Origin of the sequence: Virgibacillus necropolis (assembly GCF_002224365.1) — a bacterium.
GTDB classification, from domain to species: domain Bacteria; phylum Bacillota; class Bacilli; order Bacillales; family Amphibacillaceae; genus Virgibacillus_F; species Virgibacillus_F necropolis.
This window is the reverse complement of sequence record NZ_CP022437.1, coordinates 3,674,314-3,688,286: the sequence shown is the minus strand read 5'-3', so window position 1 is coordinate 3,688,286 and position 13,973 is coordinate 3,674,314. Positions and strand designations below refer to the sequence as shown.

Genomic DNA, 13,973 nt, shown 5'->3' with positions numbered 1-13,973 from the left:
AAGTATGAATATAACTCTAACGTCCACTCGTAACGGCCGAATTAAGCGGCAATATCGAGCCAGGTTGTTTAATAAAAAAAGATAGTGAGAAAAAAAGTAGAAGGGAATAATAGGAACAGTTTTGCAACTAATTAATTGAAATGTTTGCAACAAATTAATTAATTATATATAATTAATTAAGTTAATTCAATGCTCAAACTAAAAGAATAAGTAAAAAAATGAAGGTTGGAGCAGGCTAAAATGAAAAAGAAAAATATAATTACTGATGAAGAAAAACAAAATTCATTTAAACTAAATAATATGGAAAATGAATTTCAACTATTTATTGATAGTTTAGAGGGAATAGATGAGTATCGTTTACCACAACGCGCTTACCATATTATTAGACTTGCTATTCGGGATTTAATCCTTCCCCCTGGAAAGGCAATACTGGAGCGGGAGATGAGTGATATACTTCAGATGAGCCGAACTCCTGTTAGAGAAGCCTTAGTACGTTTAGAAATAGAAGGGGTTGTTCGACTGATTCCAAGACGAGGTTTCATTGTCGATCCAATTGAAAAGGAAGATCTTAAGAATATCTATGAAATTATCGAAACGTTGGATGGACTTGCTATTGAGAACGCTACTATGAAAGTTGACGATACAGAAATTGATTACCTTGAATCAATAATTAAGAAACAAGAGGAAGAGCTTGAAAAAAGGAATCTAAAAGGATGGTCAATTCTAGACGATTTATTTCATTCCTCAATTATTGGGTACGCAAAAAATAAACGTCTTAGTGCAGTTATTGATAGTTATTCGGATCAGTCTTATAGGGCTAGATTATTTACTATCAATCAACGTCCAATTCCTCTTCGTTCAATTGTGGAGCATAAAGCAATCGTTTCATGTATGAGAACAAAGGACGGTACCGCTTCTCGTATGGTTATGCAGTCCCATCGAAGACGTGCCCAAAGGGAAATTCTGACAGCTATGGATAGAATAGATAAAAATGAAAACATAGATTAAAACGGTAAAAGGCAGTTTCCTATAATAAATAAAGGAAACTGCCTTTTGTATTGCGAGGTGATTTTGTTTACATCAACCCTCCAAATAGAATAGGAACATAGAAATAAACAATAATGACAGAAAAGATTATTCCCAACAAATTGAGCCATATGCCTGCTTTTGCCATAGATCCCATTTTTATATAACCAGTTGCAAATACAATTGCGTTTGGTGGTGCAGCAACTGGAAACATAAACGCAAACGTTGCCCCCATACAAGCAGCAACCATCAGGACTATTGGATCAGTGCCCAGTGATGCAGCAGCTGCAGCAACAATTGGATACACCATTGTGGCAGTTGCTGTATTGGAAGTAAACTCGGTAAGCATAGTAATTAAACCAACGATTAATGCAATCGTGATGAAAATGGGAACATTACTGAAATTAGTAAGTTGTCCACCGATCCACTTATCTAGACCAGAGTTCATAATACCTGCTGCCAGGGCCAGACCTCCACCAAAAAGCCATAAAATTCCCCACGGAAGTTTAAGAACTGTATCCCAATCTAAAATATTACCTTCTTTACTTTTTGCAGGAATTAAAAAGAGAATTAAGCCACCAAGTAATGCAATAATGGTGTCATCGATACCAGGGATAAATTTGTTCAGTACAAAACCACGAGTTATCCACGCTAGTGCTGTGAGTGTAAATACAGTTAATATGACTTTTTCTTCATAATTCATCTTACCTAGATTTTTAAGATCTTTCTTAACAATGTCGCGCCCCCCAGGTATATTCTTTACATTCATCGGAAAAGCGATTTTAATAAGATAAAACCAGACAATAGGTATAAGAATAATAACCATTGGTACACCAAAAAGCATCCAGCGTGCAAAGGATATTTCTACACCATATAAATTATTTACTGTTGCAGCTAAAATAATATTGGCTGGCGCACCAACCAATGAACCAAATCCTCCTATAGTTGCGGAATAGGCGGTACCAAGCATCAAAGCAGTTCCAAACGGAAAGTTCCCTGGCGAGGTATCAATTACAGTATTGTTTTTCAAAGAATCAGATACCTGTTTTGTTACCGCTAAGCTAATAGGAACCATCATCATTGTTGTAGCGGTATTTGAAATCCACATTGATAAGAATGCTGTGGCAACCATAAATCCAAGAATTATAGTATTTGGATTAGTCCCAATAAAAGCTATGATGGAAAGCGCAATACGTTTGTGGAGATTCCACTTTTCCATTGTCGGCGCTATCATGAAGCTTCCTGCAAAAAGGAAGATTAATGGATCGCCGTATGAGGCTGACACTGCCCCTGTCTCCATAACACCTGTGAGAGGGAACAGTAATAACGGAAGTAGTGATGTTATCGGAATAGGGAGAGCTTCTGTTACCCACCATGTAGCGACCCAAGCTACTGAAGCAAGAACTGTTACAGCCTCATTTGACATTTCATTTGGAGATATAAATAACTTAATCAAAATAAATAGTGCTGGTCCAGCAAATAAACCAATCAATTGCGGTTTTGTATAATTAGATGGTTTCTTTTGTTGTTGTTTGTTTCTGTTTGCTGGATTATTTTCAAGTGGTGCTGCAGTATTTTCGGACCCTGACAGTTTTGCCATAAGATTGAAACTTAATATTGCTTTCATCATTCCTTTTACTTGATCATTCCATGTCCACATTTGAGACCAAAATGCTTTTGCAAATGTCATAATCAATCTCCTTTTCGTTTAATTAATTATTATTCACCGTAATTTGATATCGCTTTCAAAGAAATAATTATTTACCCCCCCCCTTTTTAATAAATTAATACAGAATGTTACTAGTTGAATTCTACATTAATGAATACATTAAAGTCAATAATAAATAAAAATATTTTGATAAATAAAAATACAGATTGAGGTTTTATTATATTAATATCCCCTTTATATACAGTATAAACAATCAAAATGTGAAAATATATATATAAAGTTATTAAAGTAAAATTAGAATTGAACAATAAATACTTGACATTAACGTATACATTAATTAAGATTTAAATAATAAGATTTATAAAAAGCTATACCTTTAAAAGGGTTAGTCTAGGAGGTTAATTAATGAATGAAACAAAGAAATTTCGCTTAGCTGTTATTCCGGGTGATGGTATTGGAAAAGAAGTAGTTCGAGAAGGGTTAAGGGTACTTGATCACTTAGCTGAAGAATCAAATGGTCGGTTTGCTTTTGAAAGCGATTTCTTTCCTTGGGGCTGCGAATATTATTTAGAAAATGGTAGCATGATGGATGAAAATGGAGTTGAAAAGCTAAAGGATTACGATGCAATTTATTTCGGAGCAGTTGGATTTCCTGGGGTGCCTGATCATATCAGTCTATGGGGATTGCGTATAGCTATTTGTCAGGGACTAGATCAATGGGCTAATATCCGTCCTGTTGAATTTTTGCCTGGAATTCCAAGACGACTTAATCACCCTGACGTAGATTCATTAAATTGGGTATTAATCCGTGAAAACTCTGAAGGAGAATATTCAGGTGTAGGTGGACGGAATTTTTCTGGACGTGGCCCTGGAAAAGAAGTTGCAGTTCAATCATCCCTCTTTACGGAACATGGATGTGAAAGGATTATTCGTTATGCATTTGATCTTGCTAGAACACGTAAAAGAAAAAAAGTAACAAGTGTTACGAAGAGTAATGCTCAGCAGTATGGAATGGTATTGTGGGATGAAGTATTTGTCCGTGTAAGTAAAGATTATCCTGATGTTGAAACAGATCAATGGCTTGTAGATGCAATGGCTGCCCAATTTGTATTGCATCCGGAAGAATTAGAAGTAGTAGTCGCTTCAAATTTATTTGCAGATATATTATCGGATTTAGGAAGCGCCCTTTCTGGAAGTTTAGGAATAGCTGCAAGTGCTAATCTTAATCCAGAAGGTCGTAATCCAAGTATGTTTGAATCTGTCCATGGGTCAGCTCCGGATATTGCTGGAAAAGGAATAGCCAATCCAATCGGTACAATTGGAAGTGCATCACTTATGTTAGATCATTTAGGACTAACAGATGAATCGAAGCGCTTAGACACAGCGATTGAAGACACAACACGTCAAGGTGTTCTTACTCGTGATTTAGGTGGAACATATAGTACAGTTCAAATAACAGATGCTATCATAAAAAATCTTTCCGAAGTTAAAACAAAAGTTTAAGCGAGAGCTGCCGTAGTCGATTCCATATACTTCGACTACGGGTTTTTTAGTAATATCGATAGCATTATGCTAGTTTAAGAAGAGAGGTATAAAACAAGTAATTAAAACCGTAGAATTTAATCGTTCTTACAGTAAGACAAAGAATTTATTGAGGGAGTGAAAATAAGTGAAAGTTTTAATTGCTATAGACTCATTTAAAGAAAGCATTTCTTCTATAAAAGGAAGTGAAGCCATTTCAAAAGGAATCAAGGAAGTATATCAAGATTCAGAGATTGTGACACTTCCCTTAGCGGACGGGGGAGAAGGCACGGTAGATTCGTTGGTTCATGCAACAGAGGGACAATTGATAAAAATGAAGGTTACTGGACCTTTGAATGAAAAGTTAGAGGCTATATATGGGATTTTAGGAGATGATAAAACGGCTGTTATTGAAGTAGCGTCTGCATGTGGGCTTCCACTTATTCCTGAAAAGTATCGTAATCCTTTATTGACAACTACTTATGGGGTGGGTGAACTTATTTCGGATGCTTTAGATAAAGGGTGCAACAATTTTGTGATAGGATTGGGGGGGAGTGCTACAAACGATGCAGGTGTTGGTATGCTTCGAGCTTTAGGTTTCCATTTCATGGATCGACATAATAATGAAGTAGGGTTTGGCGGAAAAGTATTGGAAGATATTCATAAAATTAATACAGAATATGTCAATCCTAGATTAGAAGGATGTGTATTTAACGTAGCTTGCGATGTAAATAATCTTCTATATGGAACTGAAGGGGCAGCTTATATTTTTGGTCCACAAAAAGGGGCATCAGAAGACATGGTGAAGGAGCTTGATACGGGCCTAAAACACTTTGCTCATGTTGTTCTACGCGATTTAGGCCAAGATATACATAATATAAAAGGTGCAGGAGCTGCTGGCGGATTGGGAGCAGCCTTTTATGGTTTTTTAAATGCAAATCTGCAGTCAGGAATTGAACTTATTTTAGATCATATTGGTATGAAAGCCCATATGCAAGGGGCTGACTTTGTGATAACCGGCGAGGGAAAGATGGATGGTCAGACATCAATGGGAAAAGCTCCACTTGGAGTGGCACAAATGGCAAAGAAAAATAACATTCCTGTTATTGCTTTGGCAGGTGGTGTAACTGATGAAACTTCTGAATTAAATGAACTTGGTGTTACCTCTTATTTTTCAATAACGAGTGCCCCAATGTCATTGGAGGAGGCAATGACTTGGAAAACGACATATAATAATTTGCAATCAACATCAAAGCAATTATTTCGGTTGATAAGAGCATCAAGATAATTTATTATAAGTGCGTGTTTAAAAAGTCGGCAAATTAGAAACAAGAAGTTCGAGGCGGCGTAGTCTTGAGGACCGCAATGTAGGCTATTCCTACATGAGGACCGGAAAGATAAGCAAAGCGAAGAAATTCGCCGTTTATCATTTGGGGACTTTTTAAACAACCTCTATAAATAATATTTTTTTAAACCTCAAGAAAACAGGATGGCCTTGTCCCACGCATCCTGTTTTCTAATTAAAAAATCCTTCTACCCTGTGGAGACCAATTTTTCAAATCTATCTAAGCCTACTCCAATTTTTTCATAACCGACGATTTGAGTTCTTGATCAAAAATTTTAGATAAATAGGTAGGAGCAGTTAAATACAATAGCCCATTTCCTTCGAGCATCGGTGACAGCCCTAGGGGAACAGTCCGTTTGATTAATTGTGCATAAAGTTCTGGTTCCGAAAGTTCTCGTTCAAAATAGTTGTGTGCCAAAACTTTTATTAATGCTAATGCCCCTGAAGCATGAGGGGCTGACATGGATGTTCCGCTCAAGGTGGCATATTTTCCATCCGGGTATGTGGATAAGATTTTTTCACCTGGTGTTACCAAATCCACTTCATTATTGGAATTGGTAAACTCGGAGGAACGCCGTTTAAAATCAATAGCACCTACACTGATAACTTCATTATAGCTTCCCGGATAGGCGAATTCATCTGTCGAATCATCGCCATCACCCCCATTTCCTGCAGCACAAACAACAAGAATATTGTTCTCAACTGCAGATTTGATTGCTTTATAAAGTTCCGCATGATCATTTGGTCCTCCAAGAGACATGGAAATGATGTCTACTTTTTGTTCAATGGCAAAATTAATTCCATTAATGATCCAATCATATTGACCTGAACCATCTTTGTTGAGTACCTTTACAATGAGGAGGCTTGCTTCTGGAGCGACCCCGGTTACACCTGAATCATTTTGACTGGCAGCGATTGTTCCAGCTACGTGAGTACCATGACCAGCATGATCGATAAAAATTTCCGGATCGCTAGAATCGTCATCTGTGAAATTTTTTCCGCCAATGATACGATCCGATAAATCGGGATGGTCAACATCACATCCTGTATCAAGAACTGCTACTGTAATACTTTTTCCTTTTGTGTCATCCCAAACTTTTGAAGCCTGAATAAGTTCAACACCTTTAGGAATTTCGTTCTCGACTTGGTCTACTTGTTGAATCACTTGATATGGAATAACTTGAAAACAGTTTTTCATTTCTGTCCCTCCCAGTTACAAGATCATTAAATGTTCACTTACATTCTAACATTTCAGATTGTTTTAGAACAGGTACAATAGTAGTAGGGAAAATTACTAAAGGTAGATGAGAAATAGTAGAATTTCATGATATAATTGTAGGCATCTATTAAATGCTAGTAAGGAGGCACCTCATGAATTTCATTTCAATAGATTTTGAAACTGCAAACGAAAAACGTCACAGCGCATGTGCGATTGGTATTGTAGTTGCAAATGAAACAGGGATAGTTGAAGAGTTTTATAGTTTGATCAATCCGCTTATGGATTTCAGTTCCTTTAATATCAGGGTTCATGGTATCACTGAAGCCGATGTAATTGATGCACCAACTTTTGCCGAGTTATGGCCAAAATTTGAGTCCTATTTAACAGGTAATGTTGTTATAGCCCATAATGCTAGTTTTGATATGAGTGTACTGCGAAAGAGTTTGGATTATTTCAATCTTACATATCCTGAGATGGAGTATTTGTGTACAGTGGAGATTTCAAAACGTATATGGCCGGATCTAATGAATCATCGGCTAAATACGGTGGCTTCACACCATAATATCTTATTTGAACATCATCATGCTTTAGAGGATGCACGTGTAGCCGCGTTAATTTTAATCGAAGCAATCAGGGAACACAATGCGAGCGATCTAGATGATTTTGTGAAAAATTGCAGTATGAAAAAAGGTAGAATGTATGAACGCGGCTATATTACACCTAAAATTAATCCTAAAAGACATAAGAAAAGAATGTATTTTTGATTAGTGAGTCTAAATTAAAATTTCATCCATTTTCAAACTCATAAAGGAAAGGTATGCAAACAACTGCATATCCTTTCCTTTTTTTGATTCAATCCTATCGTTACCGTAACTAAAAAGAAATAACCAAAGAAAACAAAATAGAAAATACTAATAAAATGCTACCTGCTAACAAGAATGGGGAAGTTAGCGTGAATGAAACGCTGTAAGGCCTTATATCTTCCTTTGTGCCTTCACTATCCTGCAGTACTCGCACTACAGGATTTGATTTTTGGAAGAATCGTTTAGAACTCCTTATCATTCCATTAAAAAATCCACCCTGTATAACAAGCATCGCTCCACCGACAATGGTCAGAAGAAGTGAACAATAAAAAAGACTGTTGACCCAACCTAATAGATTAATAGAATAATCCGTGAGAAAAGAGATAAAGGTTGAAAAACAAAGTATTCCTAAAATGATTAGTAGAGTCTTGCGAACCATAAGGACTATCACCTACTCAGGCTAGATATTTGTTATCGCAGTTTGATTGGCAGTAGAACCCCACTGAATGTTTTATAACATATATCTGCAATTTTTATCATAATGTTAGGTAAGTCTAAAAAAGCTTGACTAGACCATACAAAAGATGTGGATCAAACGTAATACTAGTATCACTATGCTGTAAGTTACTAAAAAATGTAAACAATAAGGGGGAAAATGAATGAAAAAGCGGTTGTTGACCAAGCTGTTGATTTTAATGTTTATTGTAGGTCTAGTGCTCACCGGTTGTAATTTTAATTCATCAGAAGAAAGTACCGATACTCCAGAAGCAACGAAGGAGGATAGTGCGAAGGATGCTGGTGTGGAACAAGTTTTAAATATGTCAGAGAGTGCAGAAATTCCAACGATGGATTCTGTTCATGCTCATGATGGGGTCTCATTTACAGCTTTGAACAATGTTAAGGAAGGTCTGTATCGCTTAGGACTAGAACATAATGCAGTTTTAGCTATCGCAAAAGATCATCAGGCTAGTGAAGATGGGTTAGTACACACTTTTACGCTTCGTGATGCGAAGTGGAGTAATGGCGACCCTGTTACTGCTCATGACTTCGTTTACGCATGGCAGAGAATATTTAAAGATACGGGACACTATGCGAGTATGTTTGAAACCGCAAAGATTCTCAATGCAACGGAAATCATAAATGGAGATAAGCAGGCTGAAGAACTAGGGGTTAAAGCACTTGATGACAAAACCCTTGAAGTTACCCTGTCTGGTCCTAACCCACTTTTACCACAAAATTTAACTTTTCCTTCATTCCTACCACAAAATCAAGAATTCGTTGAGAGTCAAGGAGACCAATATGCTCTAGAAGCCAGCAACATGTTATACAACGGTCCATTTGTTCTATCAGAATGGAAACACGATCAAAGCTGGCAATATAAGAAAAATCCTGATTATTGGGATGCGGAAACAGTAAAGTTAGAAGAGATCAATACATTTGTAGTAAAGGAAGCATCAACAGAATTAAACCTTTATGAAACACATGAGCTTGACCGTGTAGACCTAACTGCAGCCACTGTTGATGAGTATCAGGACGACGAAACATTTAGTTTTGTTGACGATGCTGAAATCAGATTCCTTCGCTTTAACCATACCCTTGAAGCTTTAGGAAATGAAAATATTCGGCGTGCGATTGATATGGGTTGGGATAAAAAAGCTCATGCTGAGGTCATTCTTAATAATGGATCAAAGCCTTTATATGCACTAGTACCAAAGGGATTCTCTACTTCTCCAGATGGCAAAGGTTTTCGTGATTTAAATGGACCCTTCAATCAAGGAACATTTGAAGAAGCACAAGCATTTTTGGACAAAGGTTTAGAGGAAATTGGTAAAGAAACTGCGACAATTTCCATTATGTCTTCAGATGATGAATCTATGATGAAGACTGCGGAATACCTGAAAAACCAATTAGAAACCAATTTGTCAGGACTAAAAGTGGAGATTAAGGTTGTTCCTTTCCAGCAACGTTTAGAATTAGAAAAAGCGATAGATTATGGTATCTCAATTTCTTCGTGGGGACCAGATTATAATGACCCAATGACATACCTTGGAATGTGGGTCACCGACGGTTCAGCAAATAGAATGGGTTACTCCAACCCTGAATATGATGCTCTTATAGAAAAGATAAATGAAGAACAGAATCCTACCGATCGGTATGCAATGATGTTAGAGGCTGAAAAAATATTATTCGAAGATGCTGCAATCGGTCCAGCATATCAAGTAACCAATGCTGTACTTCAACGTTTATACGTTAAAGACTTAGCTTACCATCCAAGTGGTGCCGAATTTAGTTTCAAATGGGCATACATCAAAAAATAAAATAATCATGTACGTGCAGATTTAAAAAATGAGGATGTTATAGCTGGTGCATCCTCATTTTTTCTACTAGTGGCCAGACAAGTTAGGATAGTGAGGTGTGATTGTGAAAGGTTATATTATTCAACGAATAGGTTATATGCTTTTAACCTTGTTTATCGTAATAACGGTTACCTTTTTTCTCGTCAAACTTCTTCCAGGTACACCATTCAGTAATCCAGAAAAGTTATCCGAACAACAGTTGATTTTAATGAATGAAAAATATGGACTAGATAAACCGGTAGCGATTCAGTACTTAAAATATGTAGGAAACCTAGTAACAGGTGATCTAGGTCTCTCCTATCAATATGATGGGCGTTCAGTGAACAGTATTCTTAGTGGACGAATTGGTCCATCAGCCCTAATTGGTTCCCAAGCACTTATTTTAGGAACATTAATTGGTTTAATTCTCGGAATTATTTCAGCTCTACGGCATAATAGTTTTTTAGATTATGGTTCCGTATTCATCGCGGTACTTGGAATGTCCGTTCCATCCTTTGTCTTTGCTGCTTTAATGCAATATTATATCGGGGTTAAACTAGGTTGGTTACCAGCAGCGTTGTGGCAAGGATATGAATATACCATTATGCCTTCAATTGCCCTTTCCGTTATGGTTGTTGCTACAGTGGCCCGTTTTATTCGAACAGAAATGCTGGAAGTTCTAGGACAAGATTATATCATAACGGCTAAAGCAAAAGGTATCAGTGAAAAGGGTGTTTTACTTAAACATGTCATTCGTAATGCTATTATTCCAGTTGTGACAATGCTTGGACCTTTAGCCGTAGCGATCATGACAGGAACGTTAGTCATAGAAAAAATATTCGCAGTGCCTGGTCTAGGAGAACAATTCACGAAGTCCGTATTAGTGAATGATTATAGTGTCATTATGGGCATTACATTAATGTACAGTGCCCTATTTATCGGAGTTGTTTTATTAGTAGATATCTTATACGGAATTATTGACCCACGAATTAGTATAAAAGGGGGTCATAAGAAATGAGAGCAGACAAAAAGGAAGTTACCCAGGATATGTTTGTCCCATCTCCAGTTGATTCTAGTAAAAGGGAAGAAATTGCAGGTCCACCTGTAACCTTTTGGAAAGAAGCTTGGAGAAGATTAAGAAAAAATAGGGGAGCATTTTTGGGACTTATTACTATTATAGTACTGGTCGTGATTTCGTTGGCTGGACCTTATATGAATGAATATTCATACGTTGATCAAGACCTGATGCGATCAAACCTGCCTCCGCTTGTACCTGGTTTAGAATGGTTGGGATTGAATGGCGAGGATGCTAACGGAACGAATCTATATGAGGAGAGAGGGATTACGAAAGCTTCTTGGTTTGGAACGGATGAATTTGGTCGCGATTTATGGACTAGGGTATGGAAGGGTACACAAATTTCTTTGTTTATCGCTCTTGTTGCTGCCCTATTAGATTTAATTATCGGAGTCGTTTATGGTGGGATTTCTTCCTTTTATGGCGGGCGTGTAGACAATTTTATGCAACGGATCATAGAAGTACTTATGGGAATTCCAAATTTGGTTGTCATTATTCTATTTATCATCATTCTTGAGCCAGGCATTACCTCCATTATTATAGCTATGATTATTACAGGATGGGTAGGTATGGCGCGTGTCGTTCGAGGGCAAATTTTGCAGCTGAAAGGACAAGAATTTATCCTAGCTGCTCGCAATTTGGGTACTTCAAATAGAAAAATAATATGGAAGCATTTAATCCCTAACGTTATGGGACCAATTATTGTAACATTAATGTTTACTATTCCAACAGCTATCTTTTTTGAAGCATTTTTGAGTTTTATCGGGCTTGGGTTACAACCACCTTTAGCTTCACTAGGTGTCTTAATCGAAGACGGTTATAAATCGATGCGTTTCTTTCCGTACAAATTATTATTTCCGGCGATTGTTATAAGTCTCATTATGATTAGCTTTAACGTCTTAGCAGACGGACTACGAGATGCGCTAGATCCTAAAATGAGGAGATAAGGGAGGAGCAATTATGACAGATAAAGTTTTAGATGTAGATAATCTTCACGTTTCCTTTCGAACTCATGATGGGGAGGTAAAAGCTACCCGTGGTGTCAGCTTTGAATTGGAAAAAGGGGAGACTTTGGCAATTGTTGGAGAGTCTGGTTCGGGGAAATCAGTGACAGCCAAAAGCTTAATGAGGGTTCTCCCAAAACAAAATAGTATGATTAAAGACGGTCAAATTCTTTATGAAGGAAAAGATTTATTAAAATATAGTGAAAAAGAAATGGAAAAGATTCGTGGATCGGAAATTTCAATGGTCTTTCAAGATCCCATGACTTCACTAAATCCAACCATGCCTATTGGAAAACAAATTATGGAAGGATTAAAAAAGCATCAAGAACTAAGCAAAAAAGAAGCGTCAAAAAAAGCTAAGGAACTTCTTGAGCTGGTTGGAATTCCTAATGCCAAAGAACGGATGAAAGAATATCCTCATCAATTTTCAGGCGGTATGCGGCAGAGGGTAGTTATCGCTATAGCACTGGCTTGCAATCCAAAAGTGTTAATTGCCGACGAACCTACCACCGCCCTTGATGTAACCATTCAAGCTCAAATTTTAGACTTGATGAGGGATCTACAAAAGAAAACAGGAACCGCGATTATTATCATTACTCATGATCTTGGTGTGGTCGCTAACATGGCGCAACGTGTAGCAGTTATGTATGCTGGGGAAATTATCGAAACGGGAACGGTAGATGAGATTTTCTTTGAACCAAAACACCCTTACACATGGGGGCTATTATTATCTATGCCAAAGTTACATGCGAATCGTTCTGTACCGCTAATTCCAATTTCAGGCACTCCACCCGACCTAGCTCATCTACCAGAAGGCTGTCCTTTTGCGGCTCGTTGTCCACACGTTATGGATGTGTGTCACAGTTTTTTACCCGATAAGACCTCGGTCTCACAGACACACACCGTCTCATGTTGGTTGGAAGATGAGCGTGCACCTCGGGTGAAGAGGCCTGATGAGGTAGGAGGTTAATTTATGAGAGATAAGGTAAAGCTACTTGAAGTTAAAAGTCTAAAAAAACATTTTGGCATAGGAAAGAGGCAAGTATTAAAAGCGGTAGATGATGTTTCCTTTGATATCTATAAGGGGGAAACATTAGGATTGGTAGGAGAGTCCGGTTGTGGGAAGTCAACAGCGGGACGAACTATCAATCATTTATACGACGCGACCTCTGGACAAGTGATATACAATGGGGAAGATATATTAGTCAAAAAGTCAGCTAGGGAAATAAAAGAGTTGAAAAAGAAAATGCAGATGATTTTTCAAGATCCCTATTCATCTCTTGATCCAAGAATGACAGTATTAGAGATTATATCAGAGGGGATCAGTAACCATGATTCTCATTTGAAAAAGGAAGAAAAAAGAGCCAAAGTCCATGATCTGCTTGAGTTGGTAGGTTTAAATAAAAAGCATGCTAACCGGTACCCCCATGAGTTTAGTGGCGGTCAACGGCAACGTATAGGAATCGCCAGAGCACTAGCCGTAGAACCAGAATTTATTATTGCCGATGAACCAATTGCAGCGCTGGATGTTTCCATACAAGCACAAATAGTTAACTTATTAAAAGAGTTACAAGTCGATAAGGGGTTAACCTATTTATTTATTGCTCATGACTTATCGATGGTCAAACACATCAGTGATCGAATAGCAGTCATGTATTTAGGGAATCTTGTAGAATTGGCTGATAGCGAAGAGTTATATGACGATCCTTTGCATCCCTACACACAAGCCCTGTTGTCAGCTATACCCGTACCTAATCCTGAAATAGAAAGATCGCGTGAACGTGTTATTTTAACAGGCGATGTTCCAGATCCTGTAAATCCTCCAAGTGGCTGCCGTTTTCGTACACGGTGCCCTATGGCCAAAGCTATTTGCGCTGAAGTTAAGCCAGAATGGCAAGAGGTAAAACCGAATCACTTTGTAGCTTGTCATCTATATAACTAGTAGAATATATAAAAAGCGTTGATACTGGATTAT

General features: G+C 37.6%; 12 protein-coding genes. 9 read left to right on the top strand and 3 right to left on the bottom strand.

What is annotated here, in order from left to right; translation table 11 throughout:
- The first annotated feature begins 240 nt into the window (after nt 1–240).
- Nucleotides 241–1,008, top strand: coding sequence for a GntR family transcriptional regulator (locus CFK40_RS17525; protein ID WP_227001818.1), 768 nt, complete (start codon nt 241–243; stop codon nt 1,006–1,008).
- Between the two features lie 67 nt (nt 1,009–1,075).
- Here CFK40_RS17525 and CFK40_RS17520 read toward each other — a convergent pair whose 3' ends face one another.
- Nucleotides 1,076–2,716, bottom strand: a complete 1,641-nt coding sequence (locus CFK40_RS17520) for an SLC13 family permease (RefSeq protein ID WP_089533682.1) — start codon at nt 2,714–2,716, stop codon at nt 1,076–1,078.
- Between the two features lie 384 nt (nt 2,717–3,100).
- Between CFK40_RS17520 and CFK40_RS17515 the strand changes: the two genes are divergently transcribed.
- Complete coding sequence (locus CFK40_RS17515; protein WP_089533681.1) at nt 3,101–4,198, top strand: tartrate dehydrogenase; 1,098 nt, start codon at nt 3,101–3,103, stop codon at nt 4,196–4,198.
- Nucleotides 4,199–4,364: 166 nt separating this feature from the next.
- A complete protein-coding gene (locus tag CFK40_RS17510) occupies nt 4,365–5,504 on the top strand; it encodes a glycerate kinase (protein WP_089533680.1) in 1,140 nt (379 codons plus the stop codon).
- A gap of 283 nt (nt 5,505–5,787) precedes the next feature.
- Here CFK40_RS17510 and CFK40_RS17505 read toward each other — a convergent pair whose 3' ends face one another.
- Nucleotides 5,788–6,759 carry a S8 family peptidase gene (locus CFK40_RS17505; protein WP_089533679.1) on the bottom strand — a complete coding sequence of 324 codons (972 nt, stop codon included), beginning with the start codon at nt 6,757–6,759 and terminating at the stop codon, nt 5,788–5,790.
- A 173-nt stretch (nt 6,760–6,932) separates the two neighbouring features.
- On the opposite strand from CFK40_RS17505, the gene CFK40_RS17500 reads away from it, so the two are divergent.
- The gene (locus CFK40_RS17500; protein WP_089533678.1) at nt 6,933–7,544 is read left to right on the top strand and encodes a 3'-5' exonuclease; all 612 of its coding nucleotides are present in this window, start codon (nt 6,933–6,935) and stop codon (nt 7,542–7,544) included.
- Nucleotides 7,545–7,653: 109 nt separating this feature from the next.
- Here the strand turns inward: CFK40_RS17500 and CFK40_RS17495 are convergent, their stop codons facing one another.
- Nucleotides 7,654–8,022 (bottom strand): DUF3899 domain-containing protein, encoded by a 369-nt coding sequence (locus CFK40_RS17495; RefSeq protein WP_089533677.1) that lies wholly within the window; start codon nt 8,020–8,022, stop codon nt 7,654–7,656.
- A 220-nt stretch (nt 8,023–8,242) separates the two neighbouring features.
- On the opposite strand from CFK40_RS17495, the gene CFK40_RS17490 reads away from it, so the two are divergent.
- The 5 genes from CFK40_RS17490 (at nt 8,243) to CFK40_RS17470 (ending at nt 13,940) form a co-directional block, all read left to right on the top strand.
- The gene (locus CFK40_RS17490) at nt 8,243–9,901 is read left to right on the top strand and encodes a peptide ABC transporter substrate-binding protein (RefSeq protein WP_089533676.1); all 1,659 of its coding nucleotides are present in this window, start codon (nt 8,243–8,245) and stop codon (nt 9,899–9,901) included.
- 103 nt (nt 9,902–10,004) lie between these two features.
- Nucleotides 10,005–10,937: an oligopeptide ABC transporter permease gene (gene opp3b / locus CFK40_RS17485; protein ID WP_089534440.1), complete on the top strand. Its 933-nt coding sequence runs from the start codon at nt 10,005–10,007 to the stop codon at nt 10,935–10,937.
- Nucleotides 10,934–11,941 (top strand): oligopeptide ABC transporter permease, encoded by a 1,008-nt coding sequence (gene opp3C / locus CFK40_RS17480; RefSeq protein ID WP_089533675.1) that lies wholly within the window; start codon nt 10,934–10,936, stop codon nt 11,939–11,941. Before opp3b ends, opp3C begins: the two co-directional genes overlap by 4 nt.
- A gap of 13 nt (nt 11,942–11,954) precedes the next feature.
- On the top strand, nt 11,955–12,968 hold the full coding sequence (locus CFK40_RS17475; RefSeq protein ID WP_089533674.1) for an ABC transporter ATP-binding protein: 1,014 nt from the start codon (nt 11,955–11,957) through the stop codon (nt 12,966–12,968).
- Nucleotides 12,969–12,971: 3 nt separating this feature from the next.
- A complete protein-coding gene (locus CFK40_RS17470) occupies nt 12,972–13,940 on the top strand; it encodes an ABC transporter ATP-binding protein (RefSeq protein WP_089533673.1) in 969 nt (322 codons plus the stop codon).
- Nucleotides 13,941–13,973 lie beyond the last annotated feature (33 nt).